Genomic DNA, 22,641 nt, shown 5'->3' with positions numbered 1-22,641 from the left:
TTATGGAATTCACTCATCTTGGGCGTACTGGGTTGTCGGTTAGTCGGATCGTGCTGGGGACCATGAACTTCGGTCCTCACACCGAGGTGGGGGACGCGCACGCGATCATGGACGCGGCGCATGACAAGGGCATCAACTTCTTCGACACGGCCAACGGGTACGGGCGGGCCATCTACCCGGGCCGGACCGAAGAGATCATCGGCGAGTGGTTCGCGAAGGACTCCGCGAACCGGCACAAGACCGTGCTGGCGACCAAGGTCTACGGCGACATGGGCGACGGCTGGCCGAACGAGGGCAAGCTGTCGGCGCTGAACATCCGGCGCGCGCTGGACGCGTCGCTGAAGCGGCTGCAGACCGACTACATCGACCTGTACCAGTTCCACCACGTGGACCGTGCGACGCCGTGGGACGAGATCTGGCAGGCGATCGAGGTCGCGATCCAGCAGGGCAAGATCCTGTACGCGGGGTCCAGCAACTTCGCCGGGTGGCACATCGCGCAGGCCCAGGAGGCCGCGGCGCGACGCAACTACATCGGCCTGGTCAGCGAGCAGTCGATCTACAACCTGCTCGTGCGCGACGTGGAGCGCGAGGTGCTGCCGGCGGCGGAGAACTACGGCCTCGGCGTGATCCCGTGGTCGCCGCTGCAGGGCGGCCTGCTCGGCGGCGTCATCCGCAAGGAGAACCAGGGCGTACGCCGGCTCGAGGGCCGGGCCAAGGAGACGCTGGAGAAGCTCCGTCCGCAGATCGAGCAGTACGAGGCGTTCGCCGAAGAGCTCGGCCACGAGCCGGGCGAGCTCGGGCTGGCCTGGCTGCTGCACCAGCCGGCCGTGACCGGCCCGATCGTCGGCCCGCGGACGATGGAGCAGCTGGAGTCCGCCGTACGCGCGGTCGACATCAAGCTCGACGAGAAGGCCCTCACCCGCCTCGACGAGATCTTCCCGGGCTACAAGACCTCCCCCGAGGACTACGCCTGGTAAAGGCAGGTCGGCCGCCGTACCCGCTGAGGGTACGGCGGCCTTTCTACGCGTGGACCGCGGTGGTCGGGAGCATGCCGATGAGGGCGTCGGCGGCCAGGGAGGCGGCGGTGCCGAGGGGGACGGCGACCGAGACCTGCCAGTCGGCGGCGCTGCCGGGGGTGAGGCCGACGGTGACGTGGTCGCCGCGTTTGGCGGCGATGCGTTCGGGGACGAGGGCGACGCCGAGGTTGTGGGCGACCAGGGCCAGGAGCGTGTGTACGTCGTTCACCTCGATCGTCACCGGGTGAGCGACACCGGCGCCGGCGAAGGCGCGGTCGGAGATGGCGCGGGCGCCCCAGGTCGGGTCGAAGTCGACGAACGACTCCCCCGCCAGGTCGTCGAGCGAGACCGCGGTCGCCTTGGCGAGGCGGTGGTCGGGGGCGCACACCAGGACCATCGACTCGCGGGACAGCGGGCGCAGGTCCAGCCCGTCGACCGGGTCGCCCGCGGTCGCGACGAACGCGACATCGAGCCGGCCCGACGCCAACTCGTCGAGCATCGGCGTTGAGCCACCCTGCCGGACCTCGATCTCCACGCCCGGGTAGGCGGAGCGGAACTTGGCCAGCAGCGCGGGTACGTCCACCACCCCAAGGCACTGCTCCAGGCCGACCGTGAGGTGACCGCGCAGCAGCCCCTGGACCGCGGCGACCGCATCCCGGGCTGCTTCGGCGGCGGCGAGCGTACGACGTCCTTCGCACAGGAGCGCCCGCCCTGCCTCGGTCAGCTCCACGCTGCGGGTGTTGCGGACGAACAGCGGGGCACGGAGCTCGCGCTCGAGGGCCCGGATCGAGGCCGACAGGCCGGACTGGGAGATCGACATCGCCTCGGCGGCCCTAGTGAAGTGCTTCTGCTCGGCCACCGCCACGAAGTGTTCCAAGTGCCTCAGCTCCATGACTAAGAACTCTAGTCGATCGAACAAAAACGATTCACCTATCCCGCATGTTGACCACCGCCCCGGCCCGGGGAGATGCGCGGGCGGTGGCGATCGGTAGGGTGGTGCGCATGGCGGATGAGGAGTTTCGGGTTGAGGTTGTGCTCGGTAGTGAGGAGCACAGGATGTCGTTCTGGGATCGGTTGCGGGCGCTCGATCTGGATGACGACGCCAAGAAGCGGCTCGGGAATCAGGTGACGGTGACCCGGGACGGGAACCGGATGCTGCTCTACACCCACACCCTCGAGGATGCGCGGGAAGCGGAGCGGACGGCCAAGGAACTGGTTGCCCACGACAAGCTCGAAGCCGAGTACACGGTGACGCGGTGGAACCCCGCCGAGCAGGACTGGACCGACCCGAACGTTCCGGTCGGCGAGCACGACGCGGCCAGTGACGCGGCGAAGAACGCCGGCATGGAGGTCCCGGATCAGCGATACGTCGTCATGCAGGCCTACAAGCCCCAGTTCCTCCGGGACCTGGGTCTCTAGCGTCGCGTCGTCGACAACGGTTCGGTGACGGGAACGGGTCACCACGCCTTCGGGGAACCTTCGGAGCACTAATCTCGGCGGGTCGTTGCAGGCTCACTCGATGTGGTTCTGCGACCCTGAAAAGTGCTCGAGGGAGAGGGGAATCGTGTCTCGTCGACGTGGTCTCGTTGCCGGTGCCGTCGTACTGGCGTTCGTACTCGCGGGGTGTTCGGACGTGGCCGCGAGTGAGTCGACGCCGTCCCCCAGCCCGAGCACGACGACCTCGAGCACGCCGTCCAGCACGCCGACTGTGAAGCCGACGCCGACCCCGACGGTCAAGCCGAAGCCCAAGGTGAAGCAGAAGCCGGCGTACTACGCGCTGCGGGTGGAGCGGCAACTCGACAAGCTCGGGTACCCGGTCGGCGACATCGACGGTGACATCACCGCCCGCGCCAAGCAGGCGCTCTGCGCGTGGCGCGAGACCAACGGCCTGCCGGTCAGCCGCGGCGGCCTCACCCTGAACGACGCGTACTCGGTGCTCAACGCAACCAAGCGCCCGGCGCCGGCCCGCTCCCCCGGCATCTACGTGAACAAGACCTGCCAGATCCTGTATCAGATCGTTGGGACGACCTACAAGCGGATCGTCTGGATCTCGACCGGCGCCCCCGGGTACGAGACCCCGAACCGCACCGGCAAGGTCTGGCGCAAGTGGGCCGGCGCGCACGAGAGCAGCTTGTACGAGGACGCGTACATGTACGACTCCCTCTACTTCCTCCGCGACCGCCCCGGCATCGCCCTGCACGGCTCCCGCGTCAACTCCCTGATCAAGCCCTACCCCGCCAGCCACCGCTGCGTCCGCGTCATGCGCCCCGAAATCCACCAGATCTTCGCCGACACCCCCATCGGCACCAAGGTCCAGGTCTACGGCGAGTACTGACAGCATCTGACGAACGCGATCCTCGGACGCACGTCGGACAGATCCGAGATTGAGCGCCACCACGGAGCCCAGGAACCGGCGCTCAGTGAGGTCGGACACCTCCGCGGTCGCGGACGCGATCTCGGTCTGCAACCCCGACGGCGTACGCCTGGCTTGTCCCGCTTCCGCTCAGCCGCCTCGGCGCCGTACGTCGCCGGCACGAGCACCGCCGTCTCACCGACTAGTCCTGCTGGTGGAGTCGTTCTATGTGGGGGCGGGGGGTGCCGTCGTAGGGGTTCGGGGGGAGGCCGGTGAGGAGGTCGGGGAGGTGGAAGGTGGGGAAGAGGGACAGGTCGAAGAAGGCGATGGCGTGGATGATGCCGGCTGCGGTGAGGGTGAGGACCTGGATCTGGAACGCTCGGTGGATGTTGTCGGTCGGGTCTCGCATGTAGACCGCGAACGCCGGTTGGCGGTTGGCCGTGATCGGGACGAGGATCTGGTCGCCGGGGCCCTTGGCCGGGCAGTGGGTCGAGATGAGCCGGCCGATGTTGCGCGCGCCCCGGAACCACGAGGTGAACGGCGGCATCTCCCAGATCGCGTCGTCCCCGAAGAGCGCGATGATCGCGGGTACGTCGTACTCCTCGAAGGCGCGGGCATACCGTCCGAGGAGGTCCGGCCGGTCGACCTGATGCCCCTGGGCCGGGCGGAAGTGTGATCGGGCCTGCGGCAGGTCGACGGAGCCGAGCAGGTCGGTGATCCGGGGTTCCGGCCAGCCTTCGACGTCGTGCAGGATCACCGCGGCCCGCTCGTGCGCGGGCAGCCGTTGCAGGGCCGCGATGAGTTGCAGGTCGAGCAGGTGGTCGTCGGCGAGGTGTTCGGGGATGGGCTCGAGCCAGAGGACCTCTGAGCTCCGGCTCAGTTCGCCCTCGGGGTTGTCGCTCGCGGGAGCGAGGTCGGTAGGGAGCGGGCGGGCGCCGGCGCGGGCGAGGCATTCGCGGGTGGCGATCTCGTACGAACCGGCGTGGTCGGCGATGTGGACCGCTTCGGTGACGGAGCCGAGCATTCGGTAGCAGTGGGAGATCAGGCCGCGCTGCAGTGGATCAGCGCGAGCCGCCGGCTCGTCGAACGCGTTCCCGTCCATCAGCCCAAGTCGTCACCCACCCGGGAGATCTCACCTCAGAGGCCAGTCTCGCCGCTCGGTCTGCTGGCTGTCGAGGTATCCGGCCAAGGCGAGAGCGGTCAGATCCCGGTGATGCGGTACGGCGAGTTGCGCGCCGATCGGCAGTCCCGAGGACGACCAGCCGACGTTCACCGTGGTCGCGGGGTGGGCGGACATGTTGTACGGGACGGTGAACCCGATGTGCTCGAAGGGCCTGGACGGGTCGTCGGTCGGATACGCGAGCTCGGCCGAGAACGCGGTGATCGGCGCCACCGGCGACAGGATCACGTCGTACGACGTGAACACGGTGGCGACCGCGGACGCCATCGCGCCCATCTGGCTGTACCCGTGGAACACGTCGAAGCCGGACAACTCGCCGGCCGTTGACACCCAGGACCGGATCTGCGGGAGCACCTTGGCACGCCGCTCCTCGGGCAGCGCCGCGATGTCCACCGCCGAACGTACCCGCCAGAAGCGGTCCAGCCCGTCGAGCATCTCGCGAGTGATGACCGGGGCGATCGGCTCGACGATCGCCCCTGCCTTCTCGAGTACGGCGGCCGCCGACGAGACGGCCGCGATCACCTCGGGGTCCACGGGCAGCCCGACGCCGGCGTCCAGCAGGAGCGCGACGCGGAGGCCGTCGACACGCACTTCCTCCGAGTATTGCTCCGGCAACGATGGGAAGGACGTGTGGTCGCGTGGGTCGTAGCCGGACGTGACCGACAGCGCCAGCGCGGCGTCGGCCGCCGTACGGGTGACCGGGCCGATCGCGCGGCCCGGGTACGGGTTGCCGACCGCGATCCGGCCGTGGGTGGGCTTGAGGCCGACCAGACCGCACCAGCCGGCGGGCAGGCGGATCGAGCCGCCGATGTCGGTGCCGAGGTGGATCGGTCCGTACCCCGCCGCCGCGGCCGCCGCCGCACCGGCGCTCGAACCACCGGCCGTCTTCGACAGGTCCCACGGATTGCGCGTCAGTTGATGGAAGGTGGACACGCCGGACGAGAGCATCCCGTACTCCGGCATCGTCGTCTTGCTGAAGATCACCGCACCGGCGTCCCGGAGCCGCGCCGCGGCCGGTGCGTCCTCGGCGGCCGGGATCAGTTCGGTCGCGGCGGTGCCTTGCGGGACCGGGATGCCGCGGGTGGCGATGTTCTCCTTGATCGTCACGGGTACGCCGTCCAGCGCGCCGGCCACTCCGTCCCGCCAGCGGCGCTCCGACTCCTGCGCCGCCGCTCGAGCGCCGGCCGGGTCGAGCGCGTAGGTCGCGCAGATCCGTGGCTCGAGCTCATCGACCCGCGCGAGCACGTCCTCGAGCACCTCGACCGGTGAGATCGAACGGTCGCGATAGCGCGCCAGCAGGTCGATCGCGGTCAGATCGGCGAGACTCATGCATGCTCCTCAAGTCGAAGGCGTCGGCGACTGTCTCAGTTGGGTGGATCGAAGCGACCGTCGACCGCGGTCCAGCCGCCGTCGACGGCGAGGACGCTGCCGGTGACGAAGCTGGCCGCGTCGGAGGCGAGGTAGACGACCGCGCCGGCGAGCTCACCCGGCTGAGCCCACCGACCGAGCGCGCCCTTCTGCGCGTACGCGTCGTACCAGTCCTGGTTCGCCTTGATCTGCGCGGTGAGCGGTGTGTCGACCACCCCGGGGGCGATCGCGTTCGCGCGTACGCCGTACGGCCCGAGCTCGGCCGCCGCGGTCCGCAGCAACTGCACGAGTCCGGCCTTCGTTGCCGCATACACCGATTGCCCCGGCTCCACCGTCGTACCGCGAATCGAGCTGAACCCGATGATGCTCCCGCTCCCCCGCGCCGCCATCTCCTTGCCGAACGCACGGATCAGCTGGAACGACGCCCGCAGGTTGAGCGACACCACCCGGTCGAACTCCTCCCCGCTGTAGTCCACGATCCGCTTCCGCACGTTGGTCGCCGCGGTGAACACCAGCACGTCGACAGGACCGAGCTCGGTCACGGCCCGGTCGATCGCGGCGTCGTCGAGTACGTCGAGCTGGTAAGCCGTCAAGTCGTTGCCGCGAGCCACCGTCTCCTCGGCCGCCGGGAGATCGCGGTCGGCACACGTCACGCGGGCGCCGTGCGCGGCCAACGCCAGCGCACTCTCGCGACCGATGCCGCTGCCGGCGCCGATCACCACCACGTGCTTGCCGTCGAGCCGGAAGAGGTTCGTGTAGTCCATGGTCCACCTCTCAGGGGCGCGGCCGGATGATCGCCATCCGGGTCGTGGTCAGTTCCTCGATCGCGAAGCGCGGTCCCTCCCGGCCGATCCCGGAGTCCTTCACCCCGCCGTACGGCATCACGTCGGACCGGAACCCCGGCACCTCGTTGATCACCACTCCCCCGACCTCGAGCCGGTCGATCGCGGCGAACGCGGTCTCGAGCGACGACGTGAACACGCTCGCGTGCAGTCCGTACCGCGACTCGTTCACCGTCCGGTACGCCGTCTCCAGGTCCGGCACCGACCGTACGGCGATCACCGGCCCGAAGATCTCCTCGTCCCACGCGAGCTGACCGGACGGCACGTCGGTCAGCACCGTCGGCCCGAGTACGTCGCCACTGGATGTGTAGGCGATCGTGGCCCCCGCGTGGACCGACTCGTCGACCCACTCGCGCACGCGGGCGGTGGAGTTGGGGTCGATGAGCGCTGACACCCGCGTCGCCGGATCCCGGGGGTCGCCGACGACCACCGTCGGGAGACGCGCACCGAGCTTCTCCAGCAGGGCCGGCCGAACGGACTCGACGGCGATGACCCGTTGGACGGAGATACACGCCTGCCCCGACGCGTAGTACCCGCCGCGCACGATGGCATCCGCGGCCGCGTCGAGGTCCGCGTCCTCGGCGACGACCAGGGCGGAGTTGGAGCCCAGTTCGAGCAGGACTTTCGTCGGGGCCGCGTCGCGGGCGATCCGGTGGCCGACGGCGGCGGAGCCGGTGAAGGAGACGGCACCGATGCGGCCGTCGGTGGTGAGGGTCGCGCCGACGTCGGCTCCCCCGGTGATCAGCTGTAGAGCGCTCTCCGGCGCTCCTGCCTCGAGCAGGGCGGTCCGCATCAAGTGGACCAGCCACAGGGTGGCGAGTGGGGTCTGTGGCGCGGGCTTGACGACGATCGGGCAACCGGCGGCGAAGGCCGGCGCGATCTTGTGGGCCGCGAGCAGCAGCGGGTAGTTGAAGCCGGTGATGCCGACGACCACGCCGATCGGCTTGCGGACCCAGAAGCCGAGCAGGCCGTCACCGCTCGGGAGCAGGTCGAGCGGAACCGTCTCGCCGTGCAGCCGAGCGACTTCCTCGGCGGACGTCTCCAGCGTGAGCAGGGTGCGATCGATCTCTACGCGGCAATCGACCAGCGGCTTCCCGGTCTCGAGGACGAGCAGATCGACAAAGTCAGCACGCGACGCCGAGACCGCGGAATGCACGCTCTGCAAGACTTTCCGGCGCAGGTACGACGGCAGTCGCCCGACGGTCTCGCGGACCGCGAGGGCGTGGTCGAGGGCCTGCCGGGCGAGCTCGACGTTCCCGACGGGTGCGTCCGCGACCGTCGAACCGTCGTACGGGAAGATGACCGGAGCGGTCGACGGGGCCTCGATCCAGGACTCACCGATCGGCAGGCCGGCTGGGAACTTCACGCGGGTTCTCCCTTCGTCGCGAGCAGGTCGGAGGTCGTTGCCCCGGACAACGCGCGGGGCAGGGTCGGGATGGCCGAGACGAGGCGCTGGGTGTACGGGTGCCGGGGTGCGGCGTACACGTCGCCCGTGAAGCCGGTCTCGACGATCTGGCCGGCGCTCATCACGGCGACGCGGTCGCAGACGTGCTTCACCACGGACAGGTCGTGGGAGACGAAGACCAGGGTCAGGTCGAGTTCGTCGACCAGGTCCGAGATCAGGTTCAGGACCTGGGCGCGGACGGACACGTCGAGAGCGCTCACCGGCTCGTCCGCGATCAGGATCCGCGGGCGCGGGGCGAGCGCGCGGGCGATCGAGATGCGCTGGCGCTGGCCGCCGGAGAACTGGTGCGGGTAGCGGTCTCCCGCGTCCGCCGACAGGCCGACCGCTTCGAGCAGCTCGCGGACGCGTTGGCCCGAGGCCGGATGTCCTTGCACGACGAGGGGTTCGGCGATGATGTCGCGGACGCGCATGCGGGGGTCGAGGGAGCTCATCGGGTCCTGGAAGACGAGCTGGAGGTTCTCGCGGAGGAACCGCAGGCGGCGTTCCGGGAGCCGGGTGATGTCGGTGCCCTCGACGATCACGTGGCCGGAGGTGGCCTGGTCGAGGGCCGCGATGAGGCGGAGCAGGGTGGACTTCCCGCAGCCGGACTCGCCGACGATGCCGAAACGCTCGCCCTGCTTGACCTCCAGGCTCACCCCGCGCAAGGCATGAACCACCGGAGCCGGCCGCAGCAGCGAGGTCCGGGGGCGGGGGTAATCGCGGACGAGGTCCACCACCTGGATGGCCGGAGCGGCGGGAGTCTCCTGCACCTCGCGGAAGGTCGCATCAGGCATGAGCATCTCCGACGGGGCGCTGGGTGACGGCGTGGGGCTCGACGGCTGGGTGGTGGCAGGCGTAGCCGTTGGTCGGGGTGCCGGACCAGTCCGGCGAGGTGGCGCAGAGGTCGGTGGCGTGGGGGCAGCGGGTCCGGAAGACGCAGCCTGACGGGAACTGGCCGGCGGGTGGGACGTTGCCCGGGATGGTCCGCAGGCGGCGGTCGGCGGATTCCAGGTCCGAGGCGGCCAGGAGGCCTTCGGTGTAGCGGTGGCGGGGGCGGGTGAACACCTCGGTGACCGGGCCGGATTCGACGACGCGGCCGCCGTACATGACGAGGACACGTTCGCAGACGGTGGCGACGACGGCGAGGTCGTGGGTGATGAAGAGCAGGGCGGACGAGCGGGCGACCACGCCTTTGACGATGAGGTCGAGGACCAGCGCTTGCACGGTGACGTCCAGCGCGGTGGTCGGCTCGTCGCAGATCAGCAGGGCGGGATCGTTGGCCAGGGCGAGGGCCAGGACGACTCGTTGCCGTTGGCCACCGGAGAGTTGATGCGGGTAGGCGCGCAGGGTCTCGGCCGGCAATTGGACGCGCTCGAGGAGCTCGGTCGCAGCGGTTCGGGCGGCGCCGCGGCCGGGGACGGTGCGATGGATCAGCATCGCCTCGGCGATCTGATCGCCGATCCGCATGGTCGGGTTGAGCGCAGTCATCGGTTCCTGGAAGACCATCGAGAGCTGACGGCCGCGGATCCGCGACATCCGGCGCTCGTCGGCGCCGATCAGCTCATGGTCGACCCCGGTCAGCCGCACCGACCCGGACGCGACCACGTCCTCCGGCAGCAATCCGAGCACGCTCAGCGCCGTCAGCGACTTCCCCGACCCGGACTCCCCGATCAGCCCGACCCGCTCCCCCGGTCCGACCGTCAGGTCCACGTCCGACACCAGGGCCTTGTCCCGCACGGTGACATTCAGTCCGCGGACGGTCAGTACGTCGTTCATCGCCGGTCCTCCAGTTTCGGATCGAACCGGTCTCGCAGACCGTCGCCCAGCAGGTTGAAGCCGAGCACGGCGATCGCGATCGCGACACCCGGGAAGATCGCCAGCCGCGGCGCGGTGAACAGGAACTCCTGGCTCTCCTGCAGCATCCGGCCCCACGAGGGCGTCGGCGGCGGGGTGCCGTAGCCGAGGAAGGAGAGCGCGGCCTCGGCCAGCACCGCGATCGCGAACGACACCGAGGCCTGGACCGTGATCAGGCTCGCCACGTTCGGCAGCACATGCCGGATCGCGATCGGCAACGGCTGACGCCCGGCCGCACGCGCCGCGAGGACGTACTCCGTGCGCATGACCTGGAGCGCTCCACTGCGGATCACCCGCGCGAAGCTCGGCACCGAAGCGATGCCGATGGCAATCATCGCCGTCAGCGTGCTCGCCCCGAACACCGCGCCGAACATGATGGCCAGCAGCAACGCCGGAAACGCGAGCAGCAGATCGTTCGTCCGCATCACGAGCTCCGAGGCCCACCGTCGCGACATCGCCGCGAGGATCCCCAGCGGTACGCCGATCACCGCCGCCACACCCACCGCGACGACACCGACGAACAGCGTGGTCCGCGACCCGACCATGATCTGGCTGAACACGTCCCGCCCGAACTTGTCGGTCCCGAACCAGTGCTCCCAGGACGGCTTCAGCAGACGCGCGGCCGGGTCGACGAGGGTGGCGTCGTACGGCGTCCAGACGAACGACACCAGCGCCATCAGCACGATGAGCCCGACGATCACGCCGCCGGTGACCAGACTCGGGTTGAGCCGCCTCATCGTGCCCCCGTCCGCAGTCGGGGATCGAGCGCGACGTACAGCAGGTCGACCACGAAGTTGACCAGCAGTACGGCGATGACCAGAACCATCACCACGTCCTGCACGAGCAGCAGATCCCGATTCGACACACCATCGAGCAACAGACTGCCGAGGCCCGGGATGACGAACACCCGCTCGACCACCACAGCCCCGATCAGCAACGTCGCCAACTGCAGACCGAGCACCGTCACGACAGGTACGGCGGCGTTGCGCAGACCGTGCCGCCACAACGCCTGAAACTGACGTAGACCCTTGGCCCGCGCGGTCCGCAGATAGTCCTCGCGCAACACGTCCAGCACCGCGCTTCGCACGTACCGCGTGAGCACCGCGCCCTGCACCAGCCCGAGTGCCAACGCCGGAAGGATCAACTGCTTCAGGAACATCTCCGGATCCTGCGCCGGCGGTGTCCAGCCGTTCGCGGGCAGCCAGCCGAGCTTCACCGCGAACACCACGATGAGCAGGATGCCGGCCAGGAACGCCGGTACTGCGACGCCCACCTGGGAGACCGCGGAGAGCGCGAACCCGGAGACCTTGCGGTGTCGCGCGGCCATCACCGTGCCGGCCGGGATCGCGACGGCGAGCGCGATGATCATCCCGGCGACGACCAGCCACAGCGTCACCTGCAGCCGGTCGAACACCTGCGGCCCGATCGGCACCTTCGAGATGTACGAGGTCCCGAGGTCGCCGTGCAGCAGTCCGCCGAGCCAGTCGAAGTACTGCGCCGGCAACGGCCGGTCGAGGCCGAACTGCCGGCGCAGCTCGGCCACCGCCTCGTCCGACGCGTTCACCCCGAGCGCGACCCGGGCCGGGTCGCCGGGCAGCACGGCCATGAACGCGAACACCAGCACCGAGCTCACCACAAGGCTGACCAAGAACACGCCGGTGCGCTCGATCAGGCGGAGGATCAACTCAGGTCACCTCGACAACGTGGAGAGATCGAAGTTCTCGGTGATCGCGTTCTGCGGGAGGCCCTTGATGTTCTTGTCCGCGACGATCAGGTTCGGGAGCAGGAAGAGCCAGTCGCCCGCGGCCTGCTCGGACAGCCGGCGCGCCGCCTTCTTCATGTTGTCGACCTGCGCGGCCTCGTCACCCGCGTCCGCCGCGGCCAGGTAGCCCTGCAGTGTCGGGTCGTCGTACCGGGTGTAGTACTTCGCGTTGAAGACCGCACCCAGATCGCGCGGTTCGACGTGCGCGATGATCGACAGGTCGTAGTCGGCGTTCTTGAAGACCGTGGTCAGCCACGCCGCCGGGAACTCGAGCTGGTCGATCATCACCTTCAGCCCGGCCTGCTCCAGCTGGCTCTTCACCACCTGGCCGCAGGACGTTGCGTACGGCAACGTCGGCAGCCGGAGCCGGAGCGTCTGACCGGCCGCACCCGAGGCCTGCAGCAACGACTTCGCCTTGGCCGGGTCGTACGGCGCGATCCCGGTGAGGTCCTCGTACCACGGGTCAGTGGGCGGGACCATGCTGCCGATCAGCTTCCCGCGACCGGCGAAACACGTGTCCAGCAAGGCCTTGTGGTCGATCGCCATCCGGATCGCCTGCCGGGTCCGGATGTCCTTGAAGACCGGCCGCGAGTTGTTGAACGACAGCAGCACCTCGCCGTTCGTGGTGCCCTCGATCACCTGGTACTTGTCGTTGCCGCTGAACTGGCTGAGCGCCTCCGGCGCCTGCACCGTTCCGACCACGTTGATCGTGCCGGTGAGCAGCGCGTTGTTCAGCGCGGTGGGGTCCTTGAAGTACTTCAGCGTGATCTGGTGGAAGAACGGTTTGGTGCCCCAGTAGGCGTCGTTGCGCTGGAGCACGATCGAGTCGCCGCGGTTCCACTTCGAGAACTTGTACGGCCCGGTGCCGATCGGGTCGGTGGCGAGCGCGCTGACACCGCTCTCCGAGAACATCGCGCCGATCCGGGTCGTCATCCGGAAGAGCCAGTCGTTGCTCGGCTTGCTGAGCGTGACCTGGAGCTGCGTCGGCGAGAGCGCTTTCGCCTCGGACACCACGTCCATCGCCGCCTTCAGCGACGTGGTCCAGGCGGTCTTGACCCGGTTGATGCTGAACACCGCGTCGGCCGCGGTGAAGGCCTTGTCGTTGGTGAACTTCGCGTTGTCGACCAGGTCGAACGTGTAGGTCTTGTGGTCAGGCGAGACCGTCCACGACTTCGCCAACGACGGCACGATCTTGCCGGAGTCGTCCTGCTTGACCAGGCTCTCGTACACGTTGCCGAGCAGCACCTGCGGGATCGCGGCGCCGTCGGTGGTGGTGAAGTCCAGGCTGGCCGGCTCGGCGACCAGGCCGATCGACAGCGACTGGTCACCTCCCGGCGAGCTGCCGGACGTCGTACCCGAGCCGGCCGAGCAGGCCGTCAGGGCCAGGAGCGCGGCAGCGGCGACCGCCCGCATCGGAAACGACGGCTTCACGTCAACTCCTCCAGAGGCAGTAACTGGTCCGACCAGTGGACTAGGTGTCAGTGGGCCACTAGGTTTGTCCCCTGCTCAGGTGCGTGTCAAGCGACCGGGGGTGTTGCCGGATGACGAGAGGGCCGCGGTTCGAGCCGGTGCAGCCGGTGCGCGCGTACCAGCGGATCGTCGAGCAGGTCGAGGAAGCGCTCGCCCGGGGCGATCTCGCGCCCGGTCAGCGCCTGCCGAGCGAGCGGGAGCTGGTGACACAGTTCGCGGTCAGCCGGTCCACCGTGCGCGAGGCGCTGCGGGTGCTCGAGAGCAACGGCGTCGTCCGCTCCCGGCCCGGGGATCCGAACGGCCCCGAGATCCTGCCGTTCTCGCACGCGGCACTGCGCAAGCAGATGGTGCGGCTCGCGCGGGTGGACGAGCTCACGCTGTCGGAGCTGATCGGGTTCCGGATGATCATGGACGGCGCCGCGATCCAGGTGGCGTCCCGGCTGCGCACCCCCGAGCAGCTCGCGGAGATGGAGGAGACGCTGATCGCGATGCGGGAGGCGATCGACGTGGACTTCGCCGCGTTCAGCGAGGCGGATCTCGGCTTCCACGACGTGATCGCGCGGATCAGCCGCAACTCGCTGATCCAGACCTGCAACGAGGTCGTCCGCGGCGTCGTCCTCGGCCTGATCTCGGACAAGATCGCGCACGCGCCGAACAGCCGCGCCCTGATGCTCGAGTCGCTGCACCACCACGCCGAGGTGGTCGAGGCGATCCGCGACGGCGACGGGCACGCGGCGGCCCGGCTGGCCCGGCAGAACATGTACGACTATTACGCCGGGTACGTGCCCGACTCCGAACGGGAAACGTTGCACGCGCTGATCGAGGACTGAGCCCGCCGGGATCGAGGACCGTGGCAACTCTGCCTGCCACAGCGGCGGATCCCGTGGCATTCTGACGGGACTGGGTTCACTGCTGTGGGGGGCACCCGCGTGAGCAAACCTGCGATTCTCACCGTCGACGACGACCCGATGGTCTCGGCCGCCATCTCCCGTGATCTGCGCCGGCGCTACGGCGACGACTACCTCGTGGTGAAGGCGACGTCGGGCGACCAGGCGCTCGCCGCGCTGACCAAACTCGCCCTGCGCAACCAGCCGATCGCGCTGATCGCGACCGACCAGCGGATGCCCGGGATGACCGGCATCGAACTGCTCGAACGGGCGCGCGAGCACGCGCCCGACGCGAAGTACCTCCTGCTCACCGCGTACGCCGATACCGAGGTTGCGATCCGGGCGATCAACGAGATCGGTCTGGACTACTACCTGCTCAAGCCGTGGGACCCGCCCGAGGACCAACTGTTCCCCGTGGTCGACGACCTGCTCGGCGACTGGCGGCAGGCGAACCCCGAACACACGTCCGATGTTCGCGTGGTCGGCAACCGCTGGTCCGACCGGGCACACGACATCAAGACGTTCCTGGCCCGCAACCACGTCCCGTACGTCTGGTACGACGTCGAACGCGATACCGAGGGCCAACGCCTCCGGACCCTCGCCGACGCGTCGGACAACGACCTGCCTTTGGTCCTGGTGCCGGAGGGCGACACACTGCGCTCCCCCTCGACGGTCGAGCTCGCCTCCGCGCTGGGCCTGCGAACCCGAGCCGAGCAACCGCTCTACGACGTGTGCATCGTTGGCGGCGGGCCGGCCGGTCTGGCGGCGGGCGTGTACGCGGCGTCCGAAGGGCTGAGCACGGTGATCGTCGAGCGCGAGGCACCCGGCGGTCAGGCCGGGTTGAGTGCCGCGATCGAGAATTATCTCGGCTTCCCCCGCGGGTTGACCGGCTCCGATCTCGCTCAGCGAGCGGTTGCCCAGGCATCGCGCTTCGGTGCCGAGATGGTGCTCGCGCGTTCGGTCGTCGGACTGGAGTCCCGCGGCCCGGTGCACGCCGTACTGCTCGAAGGATCCGGCGAGATCGAGGCCCGCGCGCTGATCGTCGCGACCGGCGTCGCGTACCGCAGCCTCGACGTCGCCGGCCTCGGCGACCTGACGGGCCGCGGCGTGTACTACGGCGCGACGGCGAGCGAGGCCAGCCAGGTGCAGGACGAGGAGGTGTACATCGTCGGCGCGGCGAACTCGGCCGGTCAGGCGGCGCTCAACCTCGCTCGCTACGCCAAACGGGTCGTCCTGCTGGTCCGCGGGGAGACCCTGGAGACGTCCATGTCGACGTACCTGATCGACAAGATCACCAACGTGACGAATATCGAGGTCCGGTGCCGGACCGAGGTCGTCGGCTGCCGCGGCGAGGGCCATCTCGAGGCGCTGACGCTGGCCGAGCGGACCTCCGGCCGGGTCGAGGAAGTGCAGGCCAGTTGGCTGTTCATCTTCGCCGGCGCCTCCCCGCGCACGGAGTGGCTCGGCGATTCGGTGATGCGTGACGACAAGGGCTTCGTGATCACCGGACCGGACGTCGTCTCGCTCGAGCACTGGCCTTTGCAGCGTCCGCCGTACGCGCTGGAGACCAGCGTGCCGGGGGTGTTCGCGGCCGGCGATGTCCGCCTCGACTCGATGAAACGGGTCGCCTCGGCCGTTGGGGAGGGCGCTATGTCGATCTATCTCGTCCACCGCTACCTGGCGACGATCTGATGGACGCCGCAGACCTGAGCGGGATCGCTCTCTTCGCCGGACTGTCCGACGCTCAGCTCGACGAGCTGATCGCCGGCAGCACCGAACTGCCGATCGAACCGGGGGTGGACCTGTTCCACGAGGGCGAGCCGGCCGATTTCTGGTGGGTCCTCGTCGACGGCGCGATCGCCTTGCACCGCAAGATCGGCCGCGAGGATACCGTGATGGGCAAGATCGACGTTCCGGGCCGCTGGGCCGGCGGGTTCCGCGCCTGGGACGAGCACGGCGTCTACCTCGCCAGCGGCCGCGGGCTGACCGAAGGCCGGGTACTGCGGGTGCCCGCGGCGGTGCTGCGGGACCGCGTCGACGACTGGTTCCCGCTCGGCGGGCATCTGATCAAGGGCGTGTACGGGACCGCACGGGCGATCGAGTCGACCGCGCGGCAGCGGGATGCCCTGATCACGCTCGGCACCCTCGCGGCCGGGCTGGCGCACGAGATCAACAACCCCGCCGCGGCCGCGACACGCTCGGTGAGCGCTCTCGACACGGCCTGCGTCTCGTTGCTGTCGGCGCTGCGACGGCTCGCCGACGGTGAGGTGACCGCCACCCAGTTCGGCGCGCTCGACGATCTGCGCCGCGAGCTCGGCCCGCGCGCCACGGTGCCCGACCCGGTGGACCTGGCCGACGACGAGAACAAGATCTCGGACTGGCTCGACGACCACGGCATCGACCAGGACTGGCTGATCGCACCGCCGTTGGCCGCGGCCGGCGCCGGGGTCGAGTGGTGCGACCGGGCGGCCGTCATACTCGGCGATGCGGTGGAACCCGGCCTGGAGTGGGTCGCGAGCACGCTCTCCGCCGCGACCCTGCTGAGCGAGGTGAAGGAGTCGACGAAACGGATCACCGAGCTCGTCGCCGCCGTCCGCTCGTACTCGCAGATGGACCGCGGGTCGCTCCAGACGATCGACGTGACCGAGGGGATCGAGAGCACGCTGGTCATGCTCGGGCACAAACTCCGCGACGGGATCGAGGTGATCCGGTCGTACGGCGCCGACGTACCGCGGATCGACGCCTTCGCGGGCGAACTCAACCAGGTGTGGACGAACCTGATCGACAACGCCGTCGACGCGATGCACGGCACCGGGACGCTGCGGATCAGCACCCGGACCGACGGCGACCGGGTCGTCGTGGAGTTCACCGACACCGGACCCGGTATGCCGCCGGAGGTCGCGGCGCGCGCGTTCGAGCCGTTCTACACGACCAAGGACGTCGGCAAAGGCACCGGACTCGGGCTCGACATCGCCCAGCGGATCGTCGCCGACCACCACGGCGGCACGATCACGATCACGTGCCACCCCGGCGAGACGACGCTGCACGTCCGGCTACCGCGTCAGCCACCGGAGCGATGACCGGCACCGAACGACAGGAGGTGGTGGCGGTGTGCGCCGTCACCCAGGAGCCCGCCCGCTCCAGCTGGTGACAACCTCCTGCCGTTCGGAACCGGTCCCTCAGGTGTCGTGCTCGAGGACCCGGACCCGCGGGACCTTCAGGACCTTGCGGGCCTTCGTGATCCAGTCGGAGCAGACGAACCTGGCCGCCGTCTCCGGCCAGGCGACCACCACGACCTCGCGGCTGTGCGTGCTCTTGACCAGCGTCATCAGGGCCAGCAGCACCTCGCCGTGCGTGATGGAGACGTTCAGCGGGTAACCACTGGCCGCGCGCAGCCGGCGCGAACTGTGCTCGATCACCGAGGCCAGGTCCTCGTCCGGGTCCGCGAGCGCGGCCATCGAGGAGGCCCGGACCGGAGCGGACGGCGCGCTGACCCTGGCCGACGGGCCGGTCGCGGATCCGATCACGGTCGTCGAGCCGGTCATCCCGGCGACGTCCGCGAATGTCGAACCGAGCAATGCCATCGGACCACCGAATCCGCTCTCCGGATGGCTGGAGACGAGCAGGTGGTATTCCACGGGCTCTTCATACCTTGCATGCAGGGCGGCAACGCGGCGCGCGTCGCCCTCGCTCATCTCCCGCTCGATGAGCACCACCACGTCGTACGTCATTCGTGGCTCCCTTCGCAGTCACTTCCGTTGTACTCCTGCGCCGGAGCACACCAAAGGACCCGCCGCGCCACCGTCACGGAATTGTCAAACTCCTCTCAGCCTCCTGCCAGACTCGCCCGACCGCGCGGACCGGGACGGCTGCCGCCCTGGCGGGGTCAGGTCGGGAGGGAGGCGTGGGCTCGGGAGTCGGGAGGAAGGACGGCCAGGAGGTGGGGGGCGTCGATCAGGTGATGGGTGATGTGGTCCAGAAGGTGGGGGTGGAGGGCGTAGATCTCGGCGCCCGGGCGGGCGGTGATGTCGCCGGTGAGGACCGCGACGAAGTCGGAGCGGCGGGCGGCGTTCTCGGCCCAGACGCGGTCGGGCTCGAGCCGGGCCGTGAGCCGTCGCGCGAACGACGCGAGGTCTTCGGCCGGGTCGCGGAGGTAGCCGACGACCGAGCCGTCAGCACACCGTACGGCGATCTCGTCGGACCGGGCGGCCGCGTGCCAGCAGCAGATCTCCCACAGGCTGACCCGGTCCCCGGAACCGTGCACTTCCTCCAGGGTCGCCGCCATCAGCGCCAGGTGACCGCCGTACCGCGCGATGTTGTGGCCGTAGCCGGCCGCGCTAAGGTTGACGTCGTACCAGCGCAGCTCCTTGGTCAGGAGGTCGACGCCGAACGGGAGCAGGATCTTCGCCGGCCCGGCCAGGTCGAACCGCTCCTCGACCGCCGCCGGGTCGAACAGACCGGCCGGCTGCCGCATCACCCCGACGAACCCGCGCTCGAGCTCGTCGAACGGCACGTTGTTGTAGCTGAACACCACCGGCAGCACATACCGGCCACCCACCCGCCGCACCGCACGCAGATCCAGATCGACGAACTCCGTCGACCCGTCCGGCGTCGGCGCGGACGTCAGGTCGCCGGAGTGCACCAGCGCGTCCTGGTCGAACCGGAGCCGCGTGTAGTCGCACAGCCCGACGAAACCCCACTCCTCGTCGAACACCGCGACCGACAGATCGAGATCGACCCGCCGATCGCTCGGCTCGACCCAGTGCAGGAACAACCGCAACAACTCGTCCTGCGGGATCGGCATCGCACTCCCCCGCGTCATCCGCAGCAGGCTCGACGACGAGCTCCGCTCCGAACCCGGCGCCGCCAGCCGCGTCAGCTCCTCGTCCAGGAACGCCCGCCGCCATCGCGGCAGATCCGTTGCCCGACGCAACATTTCGCCCACCAGTACGCCGGCCAGCGCCGCACTCAGCTCGGCCGGCAGGGGCTCCCGCTCGTCCACCGCCGTCCAGATCCGCGCCGTCCCGCCCCGTGGGAAGAACAGCCGCAGATCGCCCGGCGGCGTACGGACCTGACCGAGCGCGGCCGTGACCACCGCCGGCGACACGTCTGAGACCGCGGTCGTCAACGCGTCCACCAACGCACCATGCTGATCCGCCGGCAGTACCCGCGCCAGGTGCACGAGCCGCCGCACCAACTCCCCCGGCCGCTGACGCAGCAAGTCGAGCGCATGCCCCGGCCGCCCGTCCGCCAGCGCACCCTCGACCCGGGACGCGAACGTGCTGGTCGCCAGCCGCCCGCTCTCAACGCGCACAAACGGATTCCGCGCCGCCTCGCCGGCCACCGCCCGGCCGGCCGCGGTCCCCAGGTCCACATCGGTACGGCGCACGATCGCGAACGCCAGCGCGGCCACCGGATACCGGGCCGCGAACTCGAACGGATGCAGGTTCTCCGCCATCCGCTTCCACGCACGCTCGTGCCGGAGCATGTCCTCGACGAGCGTTTCGGCCGGCAACCGATGGAGCCGCTCGAGCACCAGCCGACGTGTTGCCCGAGGCAACGACTTCCGCCGGGCCGGCGGCGTCCGCAGACCGGGGTCGGCATCCATCAAGGCGTAGAGCAGCCGCAGTACGTCGGTCGCCGTGCCGGCGCGATCGATCAGCTCGGGGTCGTCGGCGAGGAAGTGCGCGATGACGAACGCCCGCGTCTCGCGGACGGGGATGTCGTCCGGCAGCCAGGACGAGTCGCCACCGGAGAGCAGCACGCCCAGATCGGCACGATCCACAGCCGACAGCGGAGAGCGTCGTACCAGCAGGTCCTCGACTGTCCGGCGGGCGGAGTCCGGCGTCGCGAGGGAGAGCAGACGCAGGCGGTCAGAACGCACGTGCGCCGGCTGCACCTCGTCGAACGATGGTTTGAGGAACGGGTCCGCCGGATCGATCCGGCGCAGGCACAGCGGACAGGCACTGAGGTCCGATCCGTCCCAGCAGGTCCGGCAGACCAGATGGGCGCACGGCGACACCGCATGCACCGCCTTCGCGTCGCCACACAGCACGCACGGCTGCTCGGGCTCCTGCAGGAGTCGAGCGAACACCCGGTTGATGTAGAACGTGTCGGTGTTGCCGGGAACGCTCTCCGGGAAGCCGCGGAACAGCGGCGTGTGCTCGGTGTCATGACCGGACTCGGCGCCCAGCAGCTCGAGCAGTGCGCTGCCGAAGCCGGCGAGCGCGGGTGCTGACAGGGAGGCGCAGTACCGGTAGAGGCTGACGGACAGCAGGAAGCCGCGCTGGACCAGATCGGCCTGCAACGCGGACAGTCCGACCTGGATGGTGAGTGGGCGACGCAGCCACTGCCATGCGGACCGGCGGGCCGGCGGTGTCAGCGTGGTGGCGTCGACGAGCCGACGGCGGCGCAGCAGGACCGCGGCCAGCGCCGCGTCGTTCGGGTCCGGCATCGCGTCTCTCCACTCGGCGTCGTGAGATGAAGGCGCCAGGGGCGGAGAGTGGACGCGCTACTTGGCCTGGTGAAGGAGAAGGAAGCACGTCCAGGAGCCGCCCCTGGCACTGAGAACGCTACCGGTCACCGGGGACAGTTTCCGTGCTGAGCACGGCCCCACAAAGAAGAGCTCCGGTAGCAGGGTCGGGGCCGCCCCGCCCAGACCCCGCTACCGGAGATCTCCAGAGTAGAACGTTCATCCAAATACGGCGCCACCGGGTACCCGATCTGGCACTGATGCGCCGCGATCAAACCCTTGAACCAGGGTCGGCGCAGTGCAGGGAAACCCTTTCAGTTACAGCCGGGAGGTGTCGCACCACGGATTGTGGTTAGGGTCTAGGTATGGAGGGTGGGGTGATCGAGCGTGCGCGCTGGCGCGACGTGTTCGGGCACGCCGAGTTCAGGGCTCTGTTCCTGGCCGGCGTCCTGTCCGTCGCCGGCGACCAGCTGGCCCGGGTGGCGCTGTCGGTGCTGGTCTTCGACCGCACCGCGTCCGCGGGACTGACGGCGCTCACCTATGCCCTGACCTATGTGCCGGACCTGTTGTTCGGACCGCTGCTGGCCGGTTTCGCCGATCGGTATCCCCGTCGCACCGTGATGATCGTCACCGACCTGGCACGGGCGATTCTCGTTGCAGCTATGGCGATTCAGGCCCTGCCGCTGGTCGTCGTGGTCCTGCTGCTTCTCGCACTGCAGGCCTTCGGTTCGCCGTTCAACGCAGCACGAGCCGCGACGCTCCCCGCCGTACTCCCGGGCGACCACTACGTCCTGGGCAAGGCCGCGAACGACATGGTCGTGCAGTTCAGCCAGGTCCTCGGCTTCGGCACCGGAGGCCTCGTGGTGGTCGCCGTCGGGACGTCAGGCGGTCTGCTCCTGGACTCCGCCACATTCCTGCTGTCCGCGGTGCTGATAGCGACCGGAGTACGACGTCGCTCGGCACCCGCTCGTGACACTACTGCGCCATCGACGAACTACTTCAGCGACCTGCTCTCCGGCATCTCACTGGTCGCCCGTACGCCGGAACTCCGCACACTGGTCCTCCTGGCGACGATCGCCGGGTTCTACGTGACCGTCGAAGGCCTCGCGGTCCCCTACGCACATGAGATCGGCGAGGGCACCACCGCGGCCGGACTGCTACTCGCAGCGAGCCCGGCCGGCGCGGTGGCCGGCATGTGGCTGATCACGCTATGGCCACCCGAGCGCCGGATGCACTTCCTCGGCCCGCTGGCCATGCTGGCGTGCGCTCCACTGATCTTCTGCTTCCTGGCGCCGGGGCTCGTGCCCACTCTGGTCCTGTGGGCGATCTCAGGCCTCGCATCGGCGTACCACCTGCCGACCAGTGCGGCGTTCGTCCAGGCTGTGCCGGACGCGCAGCGTGGGCAGGCCTTCGGGGTCGCCAGCACGGCCTTGAAGAGCAGTCAGGGCGTTGGCATCCTGGTCGCGGGACTCATCGCCAACGCAGCGTCACCGTCGGTGGCGCTGGGCGTGATGGGCGGCGCCGGCACGATCGCCGCCCTGGTGGCGGGCGCCGCGTGGTCACGCGCCCGCCGGTCCAGGTCCAGCACCGCGGAAATGGGCGCCGGGTGACGTGGCCGGAGATTCAGGGGAATTACCTCCGGACACGCTCCGTAAAATATCGGTAAAGAAATTACGGGGGTCAGCCGCAGATCACCATTCGTTGCCGCCGATGAACCACTCGTTACCGGATCCACCGGTCCGGCGGAACCACTCGTTGCCACTCTGCGTGAACCACTCGTTCCCACCGCGGAACCACTCGTTGCCGCCGCGGAACCACTCGTTCCCGCCGGTGAACCACTCGTTGCCGCCGTGGAGCCACTCGTTGCCGGTGCTGATCTTCGACATGGTGCTGGATCCTTCCTTCGCCATCCGCCAGATGGAATTGATGCGGGTCGGGGATGACCTCGCGTGAACAACCAGTTACTATTCAGGAATAGCCGTTCAGGTCTATC

General features: G+C 69.3%; 20 protein-coding genes. 7 read left to right on the top strand and 13 right to left on the bottom strand.

The window, feature by feature from the left end; genetic code table 11:
- The first annotated feature begins 2 nt into the window (after window positions 1-2).
- The gene (locus ACZ6O0_RS42135) at window positions 3-977 is read left to right on the top strand and encodes an aldo/keto reductase (RefSeq protein ID WP_465770720.1); all 975 of its coding nucleotides are present in this window, start codon (window positions 3-5) and stop codon (window positions 975-977) included.
- Between the two features lie 43 nt (window positions 978-1,020).
- Here ACZ6O0_RS42135 and ACZ6O0_RS42130 read toward each other — a convergent pair whose 3' ends face one another.
- Window positions 1,021-1,908: a LysR family transcriptional regulator gene (locus ACZ6O0_RS42130; RefSeq protein ID WP_465770719.1), complete on the bottom strand. Its 888-nt coding sequence runs from the start codon at window positions 1,906-1,908 to the stop codon at window positions 1,021-1,023.
- Window positions 1,909-2,072: 164 nt separating this feature from the next.
- On the opposite strand from ACZ6O0_RS42130, the gene ACZ6O0_RS42125 reads away from it, so the two are divergent.
- Window positions 2,073-2,435 (top strand): hypothetical protein, encoded by a 363-nt coding sequence (locus tag ACZ6O0_RS42125; protein WP_465770718.1) that lies wholly within the window; start codon window positions 2,073-2,075, stop codon window positions 2,433-2,435.
- A 145-nt stretch (window positions 2,436-2,580) separates the two neighbouring features.
- Window positions 2,581-3,351 carry a L,D-transpeptidase family protein gene (locus tag ACZ6O0_RS42120; RefSeq protein ID WP_465770717.1) on the top strand — a complete coding sequence of 257 codons (771 nt, stop codon included), beginning with the start codon at window positions 2,581-2,583 and terminating at the stop codon, window positions 3,349-3,351.
- A gap of 220 nt (window positions 3,352-3,571) precedes the next feature.
- On the opposite strand, the gene ACZ6O0_RS42115 is transcribed toward ACZ6O0_RS42120, so the two are convergent.
- The 9 genes from ACZ6O0_RS42115 to ACZ6O0_RS42075 are packed head-to-tail and all read right to left on the bottom strand — an operon-like array spanning window position 3,572 to window position 13,250.
- Window positions 3,572-4,471, bottom strand: a complete 900-nt coding sequence (locus tag ACZ6O0_RS42115) for a sigma-70 family RNA polymerase sigma factor family protein (protein ID WP_465770716.1) — start codon at window positions 4,469-4,471, stop codon at window positions 3,572-3,574.
- Between the two features lie 30 nt (window positions 4,472-4,501).
- Window positions 4,502-5,878 (bottom strand): amidase, encoded by a 1,377-nt coding sequence (locus tag ACZ6O0_RS42110; protein ID WP_465770715.1) that lies wholly within the window; start codon window positions 5,876-5,878, stop codon window positions 4,502-4,504.
- 35 nt (window positions 5,879-5,913) lie between these two features.
- Entirely contained in the window at window positions 5,914-6,681 is a 768-nt protein-coding gene (locus ACZ6O0_RS42105; RefSeq protein WP_465770714.1) for an SDR family NAD(P)-dependent oxidoreductase, read from the bottom strand.
- Between the two features lie 10 nt (window positions 6,682-6,691).
- The gene (locus tag ACZ6O0_RS42100; RefSeq protein ID WP_465770713.1) at window positions 6,692-8,125 is read right to left on the bottom strand and encodes an aldehyde dehydrogenase family protein; all 1,434 of its coding nucleotides are present in this window, start codon (window positions 8,123-8,125) and stop codon (window positions 6,692-6,694) included.
- Window positions 8,122-8,997 carry an ATP-binding cassette domain-containing protein gene (locus ACZ6O0_RS42095; RefSeq protein ID WP_465770712.1) on the bottom strand — a complete coding sequence of 292 codons (876 nt, stop codon included), beginning with the start codon at window positions 8,995-8,997 and terminating at the stop codon, window positions 8,122-8,124. The genes ACZ6O0_RS42100 and ACZ6O0_RS42095 overlap by 4 nt, the downstream gene beginning before the upstream one ends.
- Window positions 8,990-9,979: an ABC transporter ATP-binding protein gene (locus ACZ6O0_RS42090; RefSeq protein ID WP_465770711.1), complete on the bottom strand. Its 990-nt coding sequence runs from the start codon at window positions 9,977-9,979 to the stop codon at window positions 8,990-8,992. The genes ACZ6O0_RS42095 and ACZ6O0_RS42090 overlap by 8 nt, the downstream gene beginning before the upstream one ends.
- Window positions 9,976-10,794, bottom strand: coding sequence for an ABC transporter permease (locus tag ACZ6O0_RS42085; RefSeq protein WP_465770710.1), 819 nt, complete (start codon window positions 10,792-10,794; stop codon window positions 9,976-9,978). Before ACZ6O0_RS42085 ends, ACZ6O0_RS42090 begins: the two co-directional genes overlap by 4 nt.
- Window positions 10,791-11,741, bottom strand: coding sequence for an ABC transporter permease (locus tag ACZ6O0_RS42080; RefSeq protein ID WP_465770709.1), 951 nt, complete (start codon window positions 11,739-11,741; stop codon window positions 10,791-10,793). Before ACZ6O0_RS42080 ends, ACZ6O0_RS42085 begins: the two co-directional genes overlap by 4 nt.
- A 6-nt stretch (window positions 11,742-11,747) precedes the next feature.
- Window positions 11,748-13,250, bottom strand: coding sequence for an ABC transporter substrate-binding protein (locus tag ACZ6O0_RS42075; RefSeq protein WP_465770708.1), 1,503 nt, complete (start codon window positions 13,248-13,250; stop codon window positions 11,748-11,750).
- Between the two features lie 110 nt (window positions 13,251-13,360).
- Here ACZ6O0_RS42075 and ACZ6O0_RS42070 point away from each other — a divergent pair, with 110 nt between their 5' ends.
- The 3 genes from ACZ6O0_RS42070 to ACZ6O0_RS42060 all read left to right on the top strand — a co-directional run bounded on the left by ACZ6O0_RS42070 (window position 13,361) and on the right by ACZ6O0_RS42060 (window position 17,256).
- The gene (locus ACZ6O0_RS42070; protein WP_465770707.1) at window positions 13,361-14,119 is read left to right on the top strand and encodes a FadR/GntR family transcriptional regulator; all 759 of its coding nucleotides are present in this window, start codon (window positions 13,361-13,363) and stop codon (window positions 14,117-14,119) included.
- A 99-nt stretch (window positions 14,120-14,218) separates the two neighbouring features.
- On the top strand, window positions 14,219-15,868 hold the full coding sequence (locus ACZ6O0_RS42065) for an NAD(P)/FAD-dependent oxidoreductase (protein WP_465770706.1): 1,650 nt from the start codon (window positions 14,219-14,221) through the stop codon (window positions 15,866-15,868).
- Entirely contained in the window at window positions 15,868-17,256 is a 1,389-nt protein-coding gene (locus tag ACZ6O0_RS42060; RefSeq protein WP_465770705.1) for a sensor histidine kinase, read from the top strand. The genes ACZ6O0_RS42065 and ACZ6O0_RS42060 overlap by 1 nt, the downstream gene beginning before the upstream one ends.
- 99 nt (window positions 17,257-17,355) lie before the next feature.
- Here the strand turns inward: ACZ6O0_RS42060 and ACZ6O0_RS42055 are convergent, their stop codons facing one another.
- Together ACZ6O0_RS42055 and ACZ6O0_RS42050 are read right to left on the bottom strand one after the other, a co-directional pair.
- A complete protein-coding gene (locus tag ACZ6O0_RS42055; RefSeq protein WP_465770704.1) occupies window positions 17,356-17,907 on the bottom strand; it encodes a hypothetical protein in 552 nt (183 codons plus the stop codon).
- A gap of 155 nt (window positions 17,908-18,062) precedes the next feature.
- Complete coding sequence (locus tag ACZ6O0_RS42050; protein WP_465770703.1) at window positions 18,063-20,630, bottom strand: MXAN_6230/SCO0854 family RING domain-containing protein; 2,568 nt, start codon at window positions 20,628-20,630, stop codon at window positions 18,063-18,065.
- 383 nt (window positions 20,631-21,013) lie between these two features.
- Between ACZ6O0_RS42050 and ACZ6O0_RS42045 the strand changes: the two genes are divergently transcribed.
- On the top strand, window positions 21,014-22,258 hold the full coding sequence (locus ACZ6O0_RS42045; RefSeq protein WP_465770702.1) for an MFS transporter: 1,245 nt from the start codon (window positions 21,014-21,016) through the stop codon (window positions 22,256-22,258).
- Window positions 22,259-22,339: 81 nt separating this feature from the next.
- On the opposite strand, the gene ACZ6O0_RS42040 is transcribed toward ACZ6O0_RS42045, so the two are convergent.
- The gene (locus ACZ6O0_RS42040; protein ID WP_465770701.1) at window positions 22,340-22,534 is read right to left on the bottom strand and encodes a DEAD/DEAH box helicase; all 195 of its coding nucleotides are present in this window, start codon (window positions 22,532-22,534) and stop codon (window positions 22,340-22,342) included.
- Window positions 22,535-22,641 lie beyond the last annotated feature (107 nt).

Source organism: Kribbella sp. NPDC048837 (assembly GCF_055586945.1).
The sequence above is the reverse complement of the archived record's forward strand: the minus strand, read 5'-3'. Positions and strand labels throughout refer to the sequence as shown.